A 16234-nucleotide genomic window follows, 5' to 3' on the forward strand; every position below is an offset into this window, starting at 1 on the left:
AAAACGCTATCAAATCCCCAGCATGGAGCGCCCGACCGCCTCGGCCACGCGAATGCCGTCCACCCCTGCCGACAGGATGCCGCCGGCATATCCTGCGCCTTCTCCGGCCGGGTAGAGCCCTTTGAGGCGCAGGCTTTGGAAGTCATCACCGCGGGTGATGCGCACAGGCGAGGAGGTGCGGGTCTCCAGGCCGGTGAGTACCGCATCGTGCATCGAATAGCCTCGCAGTTGGCGCTCGAAGGCCGGCAGGGCTTCTCGGATTGCATCGATGGCGAAGGCCGGCAGGGCCTGGGCGAGGTCGACCAGCGTCACGCCAGGTTTGTAGGAGGGCTGTACCGAGCCCAGCGCCTGGCTGGGCTTGCCTGCGATGAAATCCCCCACCAGTTGCGCCGGAGCCTGGTAATTGCGCCCACCCAGTTCGTAGGCGAGGGTTTCCAGGCGTTCCTGCAACTCGATACCCGCCAGCGGGTGGCCAGGGTAATCGCGCTCAGGGTCGATGCCCACCACCAGGCCAGAGTTGGCATTGCGTTCGTTGCGCGAATACTGGCTCATGCCGTTGGTGACCACTCGGCCCGGCTCGCTGGTGGCAGCAACCACCGTGCCGCCTGGGCACATGCAGAAGCTGTAGACCGAGCGGCCGTTGCTGGCGTGATAGACCAGCTTGTAGTCGGCAGCACCCAGTTTGGGGTGGCCCGCGTATTTGCCCAGTCGCGCCTTGTCGATCACCGATTGTGGGTGCTCGATGCGAAAGCCCACCGAGAACGGCTTGGCCTCCATGTAGATGCCGCGCCGATCGAGCATGCGGAAGGTGTCTCGTGCACTGTGCCCCAAGGCCAGCACCACGTGGCGAGAGTACAGCTGCTCGCCGTTTTCCAGTACCACGCCTTGAAGCTGTTCGCCCTCAAGCAGCAGGTCGCTGACCTTGTGCTCGAAACGGATCTCACCGCCCAGGGCGACGATATCGGCGCGCATGTTTTCGACCATGCTGGTCAGGCGGAAGGTGCCGATGTGCGGCTTGCTGACATAGAGAATTTCTTCGGGCGCCCCGGCCTTGACGAACTCCTCCAGAACCTTGCGCCCATGGTGCTGTGGGTCGCGGATCTGGCTGTAAAGCTTGCCGTCGGAGAAGGTGCCGGCACCGCCTTCGCCGAACTGTACGTTCGACTCGGGGTTGAGCACGCTCTTGCGCCACAGGCCCCAGGTATCCTGGGTGCGCTGGCGCACTTCCTTGCCGCGTTCCAGTACGATCGGGCGCAGGCCCATCTGTGCCAGGATCAGGGCGGCGAAGATGCCGCAAGGGCCGAAGCCGACCACCAGTGGCCGCTCGCTCATGGGCGCGTTCGCGTGCCCGACGAACTGGTAGGTGGTATCGGGCGCCGGGCCCAGCTTCGGATCATCGGCCAGCCGCGCGAGCAGCGCGGCCTCATCGCGCACTGTGAAGTCTAGGGTATAGATGAACAGCATTTCGCTGTTCTTCTTGCGCGCGTCATAGCTGCGCTTGAACACGGTGAAGTGGGTGAGCTCGCTGTCGGCGATGCCCAAACGTGCCACAAGAGCGGCGCGCAGCGCGTCATCGGGGTGGTCAAGGGGCAGCTTGAGTTCGGTGATTCGTAGCATGGTGATCCAGGAAAGCCTGCGCAAAAACAAGGGCGCGAGTATACGCGCCCCAGCGCATTACTGCTCGCGCGCACCACCCAGGTAGGCGCAGCCGCGCAGCACCTGCTCACCCACGCGCAGCTCGGCCGCCAAGGCTGTTACCCGAGCGCCCGCCTCGCAACGCTGCGGCGCCAGCCATAGCTGGATGTGCTGGCCATTGGCGTCGCTGGTGAGGTTGACCGCCCCATCGAGCCCCTGCTCCTCGACGAACGGCACTGCAAATGGCGCCTGCCCCTCACGCTCCACCAACAGCCCCTGAGCATTGGCCCGGGCTTGCCACCCCTGCCCGTCTGCCTGGAACTGCATCAGCTTGAAGTTCTTGTCCTGGCAGGCGCTGGCCGAGCTCTCGATGCGATAAAGCTTCTGCAGGTTGAGCTGGCCGGGTTGGCCCTGCACCTTGTTACCGTCGAAGCGGCCGCGCACGTCGGCATAGAGCGGCTTGTTCAGGCTCGCCAGGGTTGCCGCTTCCTGAGTGATGCCCGTGTCGCCGTTGTCGGTGACGATGAAGGTGCGGGGCGAGTCGCAGGGAGTGAACAACAGGTGGCCGCCCTCGGCACTGAGGTTGCCCTGCATGCGGCTCTGGCCGCTCAGGGCCTCAGGCGCGGTGGCAGAGGGTGTGAGGTCGAGCAATTGGCAGCCGGCGAACAGCGGCAGCGCCGCAGCCAGCAGCCATGAGCGGGGTTGAAGCATGATCGAGGGGCTCCCGGAAAACGAGCCGGCACGGTAGCACAGGCGGGGGTGAAGGCTATGTGAATTCAAACCAAAGCGATGCCTGTGCGGTCTGCTTGTTATTGCACTGAAACCCAGGAGCCACTGCCATGACCGATGCCCTCACCCTTGCACGCAACGCCATCGACCGGGTCGATACCGAGTCGTTTCACCTCGACGCTGCGCATCAGCTGTTCTGGTGCGCGCAAGGTTACCTCGGGGCCTTGCGCGATATTGGCCAGTTGGATGAGCCAGGCTATGCAACGCTCATAAATCAGCTCAAAGCGCGGTACGCCTTGGCGCTCAAGAAGTTCGAGCAGTAGCGCGCAGCCTATCACCTGGGCCTGGCGTGCCCTCGTCGAGGGTCGAACCGTCGAGCAAGTACCTTCTGATAACCGATACCACTTCGTCACCGCGTTCCAGGTAGGCCACGTGCCCGGCCCCCTCGACGAGGTGGCCCGTGGCGCTCGGTAGCAGGCGGATCGTTTCTGCAAGTGCCGAGGGCTGGAACACTTGGTCGCAGCTTCCCCAGATGACCTGGACATGACAACTTACGCCCGGTAGCTGGCTAGCCAACTGCCCTAGACCTTCGCGCTTGAAGTCATCGACCACTCGTTGAACCTGGCCGTAGCGGCGAGCACCGGAGGCTGCCAGGGCGCGAGCGATGCGGGGGCCGACCCTCGGCGGTTGCTCAAACACCAGCCGCCAGAAGCGCGCCATTTCAGCTTCAGTGCGATAGCCAAAGCATGCGTCGCCGTTGCGCAGGCCCAGAGCCAGCGCTGGGCCCAGCGTTGCCTCGCCCAGACCGGCCGGTGCCAGCAATACCAACCCTGTGAAATGTTGCCGCTGGCGCGCCGCAAGCAAGGCTGCAACGCAACCTCCCAGGGAGCTGCCAATCAACACCAAGGCCCGATCCCCAAGGCTCACCAATAATGGCTCCAGCTCTGCAACCATGGCCTGAGGGCCATAACCGGCCGTACAGTCGTAGAGCGACTCACCGTGGCCTGGCAGGTCGATGAACAAACAGTGGTACTGCCGCGCCAGGCCAAACATCGCAGGCCCCCATTGATCCTTGCTGGCCCCTAACCCGTGAAGCCAGACCAGCGTCGGCCCGTCGCGCCGCGGGCTTTCCAGGTACGCAATGCGCCCATGGCGGCGAAGCTTCAAGGCAAAGCGCAAGCGGTTGGCCCAGCGCAGGCCAGCAAGCACCCAGCGATCAGCGGCGCTCATTGGCAGCCTCCGCACCCATTTTGCCCAGGCGGGCCCACCCTTTGATCTGCGGCAGGCGTAGTTGGCACAAAGCAACGCCTAAAAGCGTAAGCGTACCGCCCAACAGCAGACGGGGAGTAAAGCCGTCGCCCAACAACACCTGGCTCACGCCGATTGCAAACAGCGGCACTGACAACAGGTAGGGGCTCAATTGCTGAATGCTGTTACGGCTCAGCAACCAGAACCACAAGCCAAAACCAAGCAGCCCCCCGCTGATTGCGGTGTAGATCATTGCCCACCAGGCCTGGCTGCTGGCCACCAGCACGCTTCTCCACTGCGCTCCCTCCTGCACGTACGACCACAAGAGCAACTGCGGCGCAGCGACAACTGCTGTCCATGCGGTCAATGCCAACGGGTCCAGAGGGCCTAACCGCTTGGTGAGCACCGAGCCTGCGGCAAACGCCAGAGCCGCCAGCGCGACCAGCAACATGCCTGAGAGGCTGTCGAGGGCTGCAGAGTTGAGCAGCAGTACCAGCACACCGGCAAACGCCAGTGAGATGCCTGCCACCACCCTGAGCCTGAGCACTTCGCCGAGGGCCAGGCAAGCCAGGATCAAGGTGAAGGGTGTCGCCAACTGGTAGATGATCGCCGACGTCGACGCATTTACTCTGGCAATCCCGCAATACAGCAACCCGAAATGCAGCGTACCGGTCACCGAGGCAATCAGGGTCATGGTGCCTAGGTGTTCACGCCTGCATCGGCGCAGCAATGGCAACAGCGCGACGGCCATGATCGCATAACGCATCGCGACCATCAGAATCGGGGGCAGCTCGGCACCGCCGATTTTCACTGCACTGACCTGCGCGCCCCAGAGGAACGCGACCAGCAAGGCTAACATTGAATCTTTGAATGGCATGGCTAACGGCTTCCCTTGAGCACATGAATCGGGCGTACAGGCCGAGCCGGGGGCTCTACCTGAGCCCAGGTGGGGTGCAGCCTGTGGTGATGTTCGGTCAGCCGATCAAGGGTTTCGCGCAGTGCCTGCTCAGCCTCTGGGTCATGCGCAAGCTGCGTTTGAAAGCAAGGCGGGAACCCCGAGCCTACCAGGATCATCTTGTTCAGCAGCACGTTGAGCGCGACTTGGGAAAACACGGCGGTATGCCCATAACGCCGGCCCACCACGGCGATCGCTGCCAGCTTGTCGCGTAGCGGTCGCTGCCGAGGGCGCATGAAGCCGTAACCCACTCGCTCCAGAAATGCCTGGAAACGGCTGTTCAGGCCATAGGCATGCATCACCGGCAGGTACAGCACAGCGTCCGCCGAAGCAATGCGCGCCACCAGTTGCTCGACATCATCTTGCACAGCGCAGTCCTGAGCGGCACAGGCGTTGTCGGCGTCGCAGTACTCGATTCGGTGATCCTTGAGCCAGATCTCCTCGACCTGTGCCTGCAGGCCCAAGTGGCGGCGCACCAGCGCCACCACTCGAGCGCTGACGCCGCACGGCCGGCTCGAGCCGACAATGACGGTCAGTTTCATGGCTCAGCAGGCCTCTCGCAGGCCATCTTCAGCCGCCAGGTGAGCACGCAACGCTTCTTCCATCAATTGGCCGGTCAGCCACAGCGTTACTCGGGCCACCTCTTTGATCTGCTGGCGGTCTTCCTCGGTCTTGACGGCCCGCTGCATGGCAAGGCGCACCTCTTCGGAGTGCTTCTCATCAATGCTCGAATGCGCGACGAAGAACGTCATTTGTTCATCTTTGAGGTTCAGGTCGCGACGGAAGCGATCCAGAATAGGCTGGATATGGTCATACACCTCCTCGGCCCAGTAGCTGTAACCCAGGCGTGCGATCGGGCCCTTACGAATGGCCACATCGTTTAGAAATGCGATCAAGGCCTGAGTCGGCGGCAGCGGCGCAGGCATCTGTTGTGGCAGCAGGCCGACCGATTCCAAATCACGCAGCACCATGCGTTCATGGCCCAGCTCTTCAAGCGCATGCTTGTAGACGAAGCGCAGCAGTGTGGTCTGTTCAGGATCGGCGCTGAACGCACAGGCGGCCTGATTGACGGAGTTGTAGCGGGTGTAGTGGTACACCTGCAGCATGATCTGCTGGTAAAGCGACGGCGAAGTCGGGTTGGCCAGGCTGTATTTCCAATAGCTGCCCTGCTTGATCTGCGCCCAACCGGCCTCGACGATGGCGTCGAGCTCTTTGAAAAATGCGTCCATATCAATTGTCTCCTTTGACTGTTTGGTAAACATGTTCGAGTTCCAGGTAAACGAGGCTATAGCGCCGTTCGTTCAGCACCCCGCTCCAGGCCAAGTCTTCCACCAACACGCGCCCACCGATGCCCACGTAAAGCGCTGCCAATTGGCCGCGGCATAAGGCGGAGATGAAACGCAGATGGGTGTTGGCCTTGAGCCAGATTGCGGCCTGTAGCAAAAACGCACGCAGGTGCCGGCCGCCGCGGTAACGCTCGTCCATCACCAACCGATTGGCATCGAATGCATCGGTGGGCGTGGAAAAATGCGCGGGTACGTTCACTGCCCGCTCGACGAAGCTCAGGCCATGCCCCAAGGGCGTGGCGCGCATCGTGCCCACCACAGTCCCCTGATCCAGATAGACCAAGTGGTACGACAAGGCATCGCGCGTTCGTTCGCGGCGCTCAAAGTCCTCTTCTTGGGCGGGGTTTTCCCCCAAATAGCGGTTGCGCAATGCCAGGACCGCATTGAAAAGCTCACTGCTGGTGTCGATCACACGCACAGAAAAGCCCATGGCCAGTCAACCAGCCTGGCGCTGATCAACGATGCGCGCCTCTTTCCAGCTGAACCAGCTGCCCAGGTTGACGTGGTCAGCCAGGTCTTCCACTACCATCACGGTGGCTTCGACGCCAAGGCGCTCGCGCAGGCGCTCTTTGATCAGCAGCACCAGCCGGGCACGATCGCCTTCAAAGAAGCGCGACATCTCCAATTTGGCGATTACCGTGTCGCAGGTATTGGCGTTGCTCAGAATGATCTGGTAACCCAGGCACTGCTCGACGCCCTCCAGCAATGCCTGCTCGATCTGTGCGGCAGAAAACGGGCGGCCATTGAGGTGCACGGCATCCTTGACGCGACCGACGACCTTGATGGTCTGGCGCATCGATTGTGGGTAGCCGGGCCGCGATTGAATCGAGACCAGATCACCGGTGCGGTAGCGAATCAGTGGCTTGCTGCCAGGGATGAGCATGGTTACGCATAACTCGCCGTCACCGGTGCTGCCCAAGCTTTGTCCGGTGTAAGGGTCGATCACTTCGACCAGGTAGTTGAGGCGGTGAGGCATCAGCTGATCATTGGCATTGCATGCCGCGATGATCATCGCCTCTTGAGAGCCGTAAAGGCTGTTGTAGGCCTCGGCGCCCCAAAGGCTGAACAGGTTGTTCTTGAGCGCAGGCGTACACAGCTCGCCGCTCATCATGAAGGCTCGCAGATTAAAATCTTTGCGCGGGTCGAGGCCCTGACGCTCCGCTTCCTTTGCCATTGCCAGCAGTAGCCCGGGGGCCGAGGCAAGTACGCCGATGCGCAGGTCCTTGAGCAATTGCAGCGCCTTGGGCCACCCGATCACGGGTGAGTGGGGCCACAATTTGGCGTTGCATATTCCAAGCTGCTTGCAGACGTCACCCAGGGTATCGCCGAAAGAATGCACCTCGGTCGGCCCCATAATGCCCACCACAGTTTTGTCCCCGAGAAAGTGCTTCTCGATTACAGCCTGATAGGCCATCGCCAATTGTTGGTTACTGGCGTGGCTTTCCTTGGCATCACGTGGGCAGGGCGTAGCCGGGCCCGTAGTACCGGTGGTCTCGTAGTAAAAAATGGCGTCTTCAAGAGGGCCGGACAAAATATCGAAGCCCGCCTCCCGCAGGTCGTCCTTGGTGGTGAACGGCAATTGGCTGAGATCGTCCAGCGTCAGGGCACGCGCGTCGACTTGCGCCAAGTGCTTGCCATAAAAGGGCGAGGTGCGCTTGACGTGATCGACCACATCGCGCAATTGCTGTTGCTGCCATTGCGCCAGCGCTGAATCAGTGAGTACATCCGTCCAATAATCACGGTGAACGGGGTCGTAGCGTTTTTTAAAGCTGTCTAGTTGCTCTTTCATATCAGGCACTCCGGTAGGGGCTGCAATTACGCGGTGGCCAAGTTAATGGCCAAAGTTGGCAGCGCCCAGTTGCGGAATCCCTCAGTTGCGGGGCTAGCGAAAAGATGCTAACGCGATAAAAGTTATGCGCCCTGGCGCACCGACCTCCAGCGGCTCCACTCGTCCCTTCCATAAAAAGGGCGGTTGACACTGTGTAGGTGCGCTGGTAGTTTCGGCGGCCTGAGGCCTTTAAGGCCCAGTGTTTCATCAAGACCGGGATGTCTCGAAATGTACTATCACCTTTCTGCAATCCGCTCCTCGCACAGCTCACCTGACAGCTGCTCTCGGGCCGTTCTGGCCATCTTCAAAAGCAACACCTGGCGTCGCTAATCAGCGAGGGCCAGCGTCCGTTCGCCGCTTACCGGCAACTTCTCTGATCCATCTTACCTGGCGCTAACGCGCAGGATGTCGAACGCTGTTCGTCCGCCCCACCGTGGGCCGGAAGTTCATATGCATTCGGCCGTGCCTGGCAATTGCTCGGGGTAACTCCAACTTTTCCATTAAAGCGCGCCTGCGCTTTATATTCCTGGGCACTTGTTTTTCAAGTGCCTGTCACTGTGCACCCTGAACAATGGTAATGCCGATGAAAAACAATAGTCTGTGCGTGGATGTTCTTCGCCTGGAGGAACGCCGCTCCCCCGATGCGTTGGGGATTTATGCTCGCGCCTGCGAACAACTGGGTCACGAGGCCGTGTTCATTCTGGAATCGCTGTCCGGCCCCAGCCGCGACCGCCGCGCCACCATCATAGGGCTCGAGCCTCTGTTCGACGTTCGCATCGACGAAGGGCAGGCCCAACTGCGCGGCCATGCCGCGCTTTGCGAACACTTGAGCGGCGTGTTACGCCAACAAGGTGTGGCTGTAGGTGCAGACTTCACGGTCGCGTTGCCTGACAGCGAGGCGGCCTGGGCGCTGCTACGACAGCTCCAGGCTGCGTTCCAAGTGCCGCCCGACGCACCGGCGAGCCTGGCCTTTTTCGGCTATTTCTCCTACGACTGCGTGCGCCTGATAGAGCGCCTCCCGACGCTGACCGAGCAAAACCACAGCTACCCACTGATCGCATTGTCGGTCTACCAGACGCTGGTGTACTTCCATAACAACGGCACGGTCGAAACGCTGATCAACAACAGCCCCCTGTGGGGCGCCCGCACCCCAGAGCACTATCCGTTCCTGGTGCAAGCCTGCGCCGATGAGCAAACAGCGCCTGTTTATCCGCAGGTATTCGAGGAAACCCGCACGGTGACGCCGGAGCAGTTCAAGGCGCGTGTCGAAACGGCCATGGAGCACATCCGTGCCGGGGACGTGTATCAGATCCAATTGGGCCACGAGATCTGCATTCGCTCTGAGGTAGCGCCTTTCGAGGTCTATAAAAGCCTGCGCCAGCGAAACCCCTCGCCCTACATGTACCTGGCCCACGTCGGCGGCATCGACCTGATCGGCGCGAGCCCCGAGCTGTTCGTGCGAATCAAGGACAACCTGATTGAGATGCGCCCGATTGCCGGTACCGTGGGCAAGAAACCTGGCGTAGATCCCGCAGAGCTTGTGCTTGAGCTGACCCGCTCCGAAAAGGAGCGCGCCGAACACCTGATGCTGATCGACCTCTGCCGCAACGACATCGGCCGCGTGTGCCAGGCCGGCTCCCTGGAGGTCGACGAATTCATGCTGGTGGAAGAGTACTCGCACCTTTACCACATGGTTTCCAATGTACGTGGCTTGCTGCGGCCAGGGCTGGATGCCTATGACGTGATCAAAGCCTCGTTTCCGGCAGGGACCATGTCGGGGGCGCCCAAAGTCAGGGCCATGGAACTGATCGAAAGCATGGAGAACACGCGCCGTGGGATCTATGCAGGGGCACTGGGCCTGATCGGCTTCGATGGCAGCGTCAATACCGCCCTGTGCATACGTTCGACCGTTCACGACCACGGCACCTACCACTTGCGCGCCTCGGCAGGAGTGGTCGCCGATTCGATAGCAGAACTTGAGTGGAAGGAAACCCTTTACAAGATGGGCTCGGTCTACCGCGCCGTCACCGGCCAGGAGATCGCACTGTGAAAGTTTTTTTGATCGATGCCTACGACAGCTTCGTTTTCATCATCAGCCAGTACCTTGAGCAACTGGGCCTGGAAACTCGGGTCGAGCGCCACGATGTGCCCGACCTGATCAACCGTATCGAGGCGTTCGCACCGGATTTCTGTGTACTTGGCCCCGGGCCTGGGCACCCTGCCGACGTGGGCTATATCGAGCTGATCCGGCATTTCGAAGGGCGCTTGCCGATACTGGGTGTGTGCCTGGGGCACCAGGCGTTGGGTTTGGCCTATGGCGCGCAGGTATGCCGGGCGCCTCACGTGATGCACGGCAAAGTGAGCGAGGTCACTAACGATGGCCGCGGCGTTTATGCCCACACAGGTGGGCGCAGCATACGTGCAACCCGCTATCACTCGCTGATGATCAGCGACCAGGCGTTACCTGGCTGCTTGGAAGTCACCTCCCGCTCAGCCGGCGATGACTACATCATGGGCGTGCGCCACCGTGAGCTACCGGTAGAAGGGGTGCAGTTTCACCCTGAGAGCATCCTGACCGAGAACGGCCTCGACCTGTTCCGCAGCTTCATAAGGCAGTACGTGCAATAGCCTTTACCAGAGGGGCGCAAGCCCCTCTTTCGCAACGAACAGGAGCGACATCACGGTTATGGATACGTACGACTCGATGAGCCGCTCAGCCAGGCGCACTAAGCCGGCGGCACCCCTGCGAGCGTTCAATGAGCTTGCCCGGGAGCACAACCCCTGTGACTGGGAACGCCACCTGCGCAAGGTATTGCGGCAATTAGGCTTCAATCACTACCTGCTCAGCCTGAGCCCCACACGGCCGGGGCTGGGCAACCCCCTGGCAGGCGTGATCACCACGTTCCCACGCGCCTGGCTGGACTGCTATTGCGGCGACGGGTTGCTGGAGATCGACCCGATTCTCAAGCACTGCCGGCAAGAGCTGGTACCGATGTTCTGGGCCCAGGAAGGTCGACGCGCCCGTGGGCGTACACGGCACTTCTGGCAGCGGCGAGAGGAACATGGCCTGCGCCACGGTTTGAGCATCCCGCTGCGTTATGAACAGTTGCGGGGAACGCTAAGCGTGGCGTTTGATGGCACCGATATTCAAGAGGACGACGGGTTCGCAAACCCGGCTGCTGCAAGGTTGTTCATGCTAGTGCCCTACGTGGTGTCGGGCCTGGGCCGGCGCCTGCAGGCGGCCCACCCAAGCAGCCAAGACCTGACCCCTCGCGAGCTGGAATGCCTTTATTGGGCCAGTGCCGGTAAAACCTCATGGGAGATCAGCCACATCCTCACTCGCTCAGAGCGCACCGTCGATTTCCATCTACTCAACGCCCGGCGCAAACTTGGCTCAGTCAGCCGCCAGCAGGCGGTCGGGGCTGCGGCAGCACGAGGGCTGCTAACGGGTGGGTTGGCCTACTAAATAGCCAATAACGCTGCGCCCGCCCCAACGAAAGGATGGGGACGGAGAACGTTGCAAGGGTCGCTTTCGAATAACCGCTGCAACCTGAATCGCCACGCCAATGCTGCCGTCGCTTCCTGGTTTGGCCTGGATTGCTCTCCGACTATGATAGGCGCTCCAAGCGAAAACGCGGGCGCCTGCTTGCCCAGCTTGAACATCCCCCACAACCGCTATTTGAAACGCTGTTGCTCATGGCGCCCCCTACGAAGCCATTCGAAGAGGATACCGCTCGCCTGTTTGTAGGAAGTGGGCGACTATGGATTCCTTACAAAAGCTGGATGATACTGCCACCGGCGAACCTATCGTTGGCGCCAGGTGAGTTGTCCCTGCGCATTCGAAAAGAAACACTGGGTCCTCATCCAGAGTTAATGAAATGCTTTCTGTGATGATTCTGCGGCGTTCGCCCTTGCAAAGCTTTAATAGAAACAGGGCGCTTATTTGATTGAAACCCATCCATCCAGCTGGGATTTTTCTGCAACTCCCAGGAAAGCTTGATTATTATTAACTGATGTATTAAGCACGCCACAGATGCACTTTAATAAGTTATATTTCGGATTGAAAAATGATGCAGATCAATATAGCCACATCAATGCCACGGCTACACTTAAACCGCTGATCGAAAACATTGATACTGCGGCATGCACTTTAACAACACCACCTGCTCTATGGGTTTTCAATCTGCGGCCACGTCTAGATAAACATCTATACCTCATAAAGATAGAGCTAGAGATCACAGTCGTTGCGTGGCCGTAAACCTGGAACTCGAAGCGGCGCCCTTCTATCGTGCTTTCTGCCTGCTTCAAGCAAGCAATGTAAGTATGACCTCTATTTAGGTAACACTAAGCAAAGCGTGGGAGCTGTTGTTGAGCAGCGTACGTCGGCCGCCTGTCAAGCACTGCCGGGGCGGACGATTGGATATCACCAGAAGGCTCCTTATGAAGATCAAAAAAAACCTGCTACCCGTTGCGTTGGCCGCGACTACGCTGTGCGCGGCAACTGCTGCATTCGCTGGCCCGCCCGTACGGGTAACTTTTAAAAATCTCGGCAGACACGTCGCTACCTATAAGGTGGTCACCCCAAATGAGGCCCTCACCCATGCACATGCAACGGACAAGCCGGACGCTGTCGTAGCGGCAGGAGGGAGCGATACCTACTTAGTACAGATCCCCATCAGCCCTGATGCCAACGCGGCCAATGTACGATACACCATGGGGACAAAGACCTGTGAATTCATGACCACCTTCATAAATCAGATCGCGGCAGGCGGTCTGTTTCCAGGCGGCCCTACCAAAGTACCAAAATGGAATAAAAATTCCACTTCCAGCGGCGGCGCAATCTGTAACGCCACCCTCAAATCACAAAATTTCTCTGACTTCTCTTGGGCTGTTGAATTCACAATGAAATAACGATAGGCAAATGCCTTTCGCCATTCAGGAAAGGCATTGTCGGCTTGTCAAACAGAAGACCTATTCGCGACGGATCAACCCATGACCGGTATTAAAAATTTTCTCCCATCAACTGCGCGGTGGCATCCGCTTGGCGGGCAAGGCGAAATCCGTGATTGCCCCTCAACCGATCATGCACTCGCACTGGCTACTGCCGAGCCCCCACTGACGCTGCAAGCCAGGTTTCTGCGGTCTACCAAGCCTCGGGAGATCCGGCGACTTCAGCGAACGAAAGAGCCGTCACTCACTCAACTTGTTTTCGACCTGATAATGAAAGGCCCAGGTGAGCATACGAAAGAACATATCCCACTCAGAACACCCCGCGTTCACCCGTGCCACCGAGTGTGAACAACGACAGCCTACGCGATGATCGGGTGCCCTTTCCAGACTGCCAATGTATTCTCATTCCGGAGCGAACCATGAGCGGCATCAACTCTCTTTCGCCTTCAACTGCAGGGCAGTTCCAAATCAGGGACCAAAGCGAAATCAATAAATTCACTTCATTAGACAGCGCACTCAAAGGCGCTGCTATCCAATCATCTGCTGATGCTGACGCTGGAAGCCAGATATCGTCGTTCTCCCAAGCACTGAGTGACGTGGCAATTCGTGCTGCTGAACGAGATGCCAGCTTAAGCCGCTATGAACTTTCCAAAATTGTCCACAGCACCGTCGAGAAACTGTTTGGCGAACGCTATCAGATGAACAAAACCCGTGATGATGCTGAAGTACCCAGCTCAAGCGACCCTCAACGTCTGGCCCAAGCTCGGCAAGCAACTGACTACCTTCACAATAGGGGAACCAACCCCTTCAAAGGTATGCCCAGCGATCAATTAGCCTTGATTATTTACGACGAAAGCGCAACCTTCACTCCGAATGAACGACGCGCCGCCTACGATGAGTCGAGCTCACAGCATCAAGCATGGAAAGTCGCGGTGGCAGCAAAGGCAATGGATGATTACGGCCGGTCTGGAAAGATATCTTCAGCCTGCTACCAGCTTGTATTAGACCATTATAAATCTCTTCCCCCCATAGAAGCCTCTCAGTTCCCGGACGAATACGAGACGGAGTTACAGAACCGCATAGATCATAACGGCCCTGACCTCCCGCAGAACAATAACAGGCTGGAGTCCTTTTTTGACCTACTGATAAAACGCTTGAATGACCATCAACCAAGCAGTGCGCACCTTTAAAACCGCCTGCCCTCTTAACAGCACTCATACCCCAAAGGCATTTCTTCCGGGGAGCGACTCAATGGCCAAGGGTGCGGGGGCAGTACCCAAAAATGACGGCCCAGCTCTATACGAAGTCACCTGACATTAATAGTGATCTCGCGCTAAACAACAGAGCGCACGCCAGCGCCCGCTGGGCCTAGCTGATTGAGAAGCGCAAATAGGCTCAGCAACCCGTTATCAAGCGGATGCTCTCAGCTAGGCCAAGCTCATGCCAGGCTTCCTATAAGCATGTGACGCGACGGCTCACCGCGTAAGTGAACAACTGTTGGTTTCACATAGCGCGTTGCAAAGGCAGCTGTAGAAAGCCGGCCATTGGCTCTAAGACGAGGATCGTAGCGAAGATGCGTGAAAGCTCTGGACCATAGCTCGGAGAAATGGCCAGGATCAATTTATGAAACAATTCAACTATACATACAGGAATTACAGTTCGGAGCCCGCCAATCTGAAATACAACTCATCTAAAAAACTAAGAATTTTCTGCAATTCTCAGAACAACTTGAAAGTATTTTCTTATTGCATTAGGCACACACAAAAACTATAAAGCCGTGCACACTTGCTCTTAAATCATGACTCAGATCAACATCTAAGAGCCGACACGTTCATTACACTCAATCAGTCGGCGCAACGAGCAGCGACGGCAGAGATTTTCTGGCGAATGATACCCGTCACGCCAAAGTTTACAACGTCGCTCCGCTACATAGAAAAACCACCTTGCAACGAAAGAAAACAGGGACCCAACACCCACCGCAGTAAATTATTAAATAATTATCGCCAATATGCAGGCTTATCAAATCTGCTAAGACGCGCATCGCCACTATTTCGTCCAATGTGGATAATGGAAGACCGTCATCGATGAAGATCATATAGATCAGTGTGAAAAGCTTCAGGAAACCTATCAATCCTGCCAAGTTGCTTTATAACCATTAAAAATAAGGTTCCATGTGGAAATCCAGAAAAATCTGCTATCGACTGCTCTGGCCATCACTACGATGTGCGCTACGGGTGCTGTACTTGCTGGGCCGCCTGTGGAAGTAACTTTCAAAAATCTTGGCACGCAAGTGGCTACGTATAAAGTTATCACTCAAAACGAGGCTCTGACCTATGCTCATTCAACGGGCAGACCGGATGCCAACGTAGCGGCAGGGGATACCAATACGTATAATGTACAGATCCCTCTTAACCCTGATGCCAATGCTGCAAACGTACGCTACACCATAGGCAACAAGACCTGCGTATTCACCACCACGTTCATTAACCAAGTTGCGCCGGGCGGCCTATTTCCCGGCGCGGGTGCAAAAATACCAAGATGGAATAAAACCGCAGACTCAAGCGGCGGGGCTCTCTGCAGCGCGACTATCAAATCGCAGAATTTTTCAGACTTCTCATGGACTGTCGAGTTCACAATGAAATAATGGCAGCCGAATGCCTTCTGCACTTTTCGAACGGCATTCGGCTCATAAAATACCAGACAGCCATCCATAAGGGGTCAATTTATGAGCGGCATTAACTATTTCCTTCCGCCCACTGCACAACAGCCACCCGTCAATAACCAAAGCCAGATCCACAAAACTTCGTCATCAGATCGCACACTGAAGACGGCCACCACCGAAGCGGCGACTGTCGTCGAAAGCCAAATTTCTTCCTTCTCCCAAGCATTGAGTGATGTAGCAACCCGAGCAGCCGAGAGGGATGCGACCTCTACCCGCGATGAGCTTTCGAAGATTGCCTATGCCACTATCACTAAGCTATCTGGCGATAGCTACCAACAAAACAAAACCGCTTATGATGTCGAGCTCCCCAACCCCGATGATCCTCAACGTCTGGCTCAAGCTCAACAGGCAACCAATTACACGAATGGAAAAGGTAACAACCCGTTCGAAGGCATGCCCCCCGACCAACTTTCGTTGATTATCTATGATGAGAGTGGAACTTTTACCACCAATGAACGGCGCGCAGCCAGTAGGGAGTCGTACTCACAACATCTGGCGTGGCAAATCGCTATATCCGCAAAAATAATGGATGACTGGAGTCGCAACAGAACCATCTCCTCGGGCCTTTATCAAGAGGCATTAGACTATTACAAAGCGCTCCCCCCCATAGAAGAATCGCAGCTACTAGAGGGCTACGAAGCCGATTTTCAGGCTTTGATAAATCAAAGTGCCCCTGACCTCCCCCAGAACAATAACAGGCTGGAGTCCTTTTTTGACCTACTGATAAAACGCTTGAATGACCATCAACCAGGCAGTGCGCACCTTTAAAACCGCCTGCGCTCTTCACAGCACTCACGCCCCAAAGGCACCTCTTGCGGAGA

16 protein-coding genes are annotated in these 16234 nt (G+C 57.9%); 8 read left to right on the plus strand and 8 right to left on the minus strand.

The window, feature by feature from the left end; translation table 11 throughout:
• Window positions 1-9: 9 nt before the first annotated feature.
• Together F474_RS04880 and F474_RS04885 are read right to left on the minus strand one after the other, a co-directional pair.
• Window positions 10-1617 carry an NAD(P)/FAD-dependent oxidoreductase gene (locus F474_RS04880; RefSeq protein WP_097083669.1) on the minus strand — a complete coding sequence of 536 codons (1608 nt, stop codon included), beginning with the start codon at window positions 1615-1617 and terminating at the stop codon, window positions 10-12.
• Window positions 1618-1674: 57 nt separating this feature from the next.
• A complete protein-coding gene (locus tag F474_RS04885) occupies window positions 1675-2346 on the minus strand; it encodes a hypothetical protein (protein WP_256577663.1) in 672 nt (223 codons plus the stop codon).
• 128 nt (window positions 2347-2474) lie between these two features.
• Between F474_RS04885 and F474_RS04890 the strand changes: the two genes are divergently transcribed.
• The gene (locus tag F474_RS04890) at window positions 2475-2687 is read left to right on the plus strand and encodes a hypothetical protein (RefSeq protein WP_097083668.1); all 213 of its coding nucleotides are present in this window, start codon (window positions 2475-2477) and stop codon (window positions 2685-2687) included.
• On the opposite strand, the gene F474_RS04895 is transcribed toward F474_RS04890, so the two are convergent.
• The 6 genes from F474_RS04895 to F474_RS04920 are packed head-to-tail and all read right to left on the minus strand — an operon-like array spanning window position 2668 to window position 7702.
• Window positions 2668-3594: an alpha/beta fold hydrolase gene (locus F474_RS04895; RefSeq protein WP_097083667.1), complete on the minus strand. Its 927-nt coding sequence runs from the start codon at window positions 3592-3594 to the stop codon at window positions 2668-2670. The two genes, F474_RS04890 and F474_RS04895, sit on opposite strands and share 20 nt — an antisense overlap.
• Window positions 3581-4489 carry a DMT family transporter gene (locus F474_RS04900; protein ID WP_097083666.1) on the minus strand — a complete coding sequence of 303 codons (909 nt, stop codon included), beginning with the start codon at window positions 4487-4489 and terminating at the stop codon, window positions 3581-3583. Before F474_RS04900 ends, F474_RS04895 begins: the two co-directional genes overlap by 14 nt.
• Before the next feature lie 2 nt (window positions 4490-4491).
• Complete coding sequence (locus F474_RS04905; RefSeq protein WP_097083665.1) at window positions 4492-5109, minus strand: flavodoxin family protein; 618 nt, start codon at window positions 5107-5109, stop codon at window positions 4492-4494.
• A 3-nt stretch (window positions 5110-5112) separates the two neighbouring features.
• Window positions 5113-5796, minus strand: a complete 684-nt coding sequence (locus tag F474_RS04910) for an iron-containing redox enzyme family protein (protein ID WP_097083664.1) — start codon at window positions 5794-5796, stop codon at window positions 5113-5115.
• A gap of 1 nt (window position 5797) precedes the next feature.
• Window positions 5798-6343 carry an acetyltransferase gene (locus tag F474_RS04915; protein ID WP_097083663.1) on the minus strand — a complete coding sequence of 182 codons (546 nt, stop codon included), beginning with the start codon at window positions 6341-6343 and terminating at the stop codon, window positions 5798-5800.
• Between the two features lie 6 nt (window positions 6344-6349).
• Window positions 6350-7702 carry a phenylacetate--CoA ligase family protein gene (locus tag F474_RS04920; RefSeq protein ID WP_097083662.1) on the minus strand — a complete coding sequence of 451 codons (1353 nt, stop codon included), beginning with the start codon at window positions 7700-7702 and terminating at the stop codon, window positions 6350-6352.
• Between the two features lie 622 nt (window positions 7703-8324).
• Here F474_RS04920 and F474_RS04925 point away from each other — a divergent pair.
• The 7 genes from F474_RS04925 to F474_RS04955 all read left to right on the plus strand — a co-directional run bounded on the left by F474_RS04925 (window position 8325) and on the right by F474_RS04955 (window position 16181).
• Window positions 8325-9791, plus strand: coding sequence for an anthranilate synthase component I family protein (locus F474_RS04925; RefSeq protein ID WP_097084268.1), 1467 nt, complete (start codon window positions 8325-8327; stop codon window positions 9789-9791).
• The gene (locus F474_RS04930) at window positions 9788-10369 is read left to right on the plus strand and encodes an aminodeoxychorismate/anthranilate synthase component II (RefSeq protein WP_097083661.1); all 582 of its coding nucleotides are present in this window, start codon (window positions 9788-9790) and stop codon (window positions 10367-10369) included. The genes F474_RS04925 and F474_RS04930 overlap by 4 nt, the downstream gene beginning before the upstream one ends.
• Window positions 10370-10427: 58 nt before the next feature.
• Window positions 10428-11207, plus strand: coding sequence for a LuxR family transcriptional regulator (locus F474_RS04935; RefSeq protein WP_097083660.1), 780 nt, complete (start codon window positions 10428-10430; stop codon window positions 11205-11207).
• Between the two features lie 974 nt (window positions 11208-12181).
• Entirely contained in the window at window positions 12182-12652 is a 471-nt protein-coding gene (locus tag F474_RS04940) for a hypothetical protein (protein ID WP_097083658.1), read from the plus strand.
• Between the two features lie 458 nt (window positions 12653-13110).
• The gene (locus F474_RS04945) at window positions 13111-13881 is read left to right on the plus strand and encodes a hypothetical protein (RefSeq protein ID WP_097083657.1); all 771 of its coding nucleotides are present in this window, start codon (window positions 13111-13113) and stop codon (window positions 13879-13881) included.
• Between the two features lie 1031 nt (window positions 13882-14912).
• Window positions 14913-15335, plus strand: coding sequence for a hypothetical protein (locus F474_RS04950; RefSeq protein ID WP_165830281.1), 423 nt, complete (start codon window positions 14913-14915; stop codon window positions 15333-15335).
• A gap of 81 nt (window positions 15336-15416) precedes the next feature.
• Complete coding sequence (locus F474_RS04955) at window positions 15417-16181, plus strand: hypothetical protein (RefSeq protein WP_097083655.1); 765 nt, start codon at window positions 15417-15419, stop codon at window positions 16179-16181.
• The last annotated feature ends 53 nt before the right edge of the window (window positions 16182-16234 follow it).

It is taken from the genome of Pseudomonas sp. URIL14HWK12:I12, from assembly GCF_003097135.1.
GTDB lineage: Bacteria > Pseudomonadota > Gammaproteobacteria > Pseudomonadales > Pseudomonadaceae > Aquipseudomonas.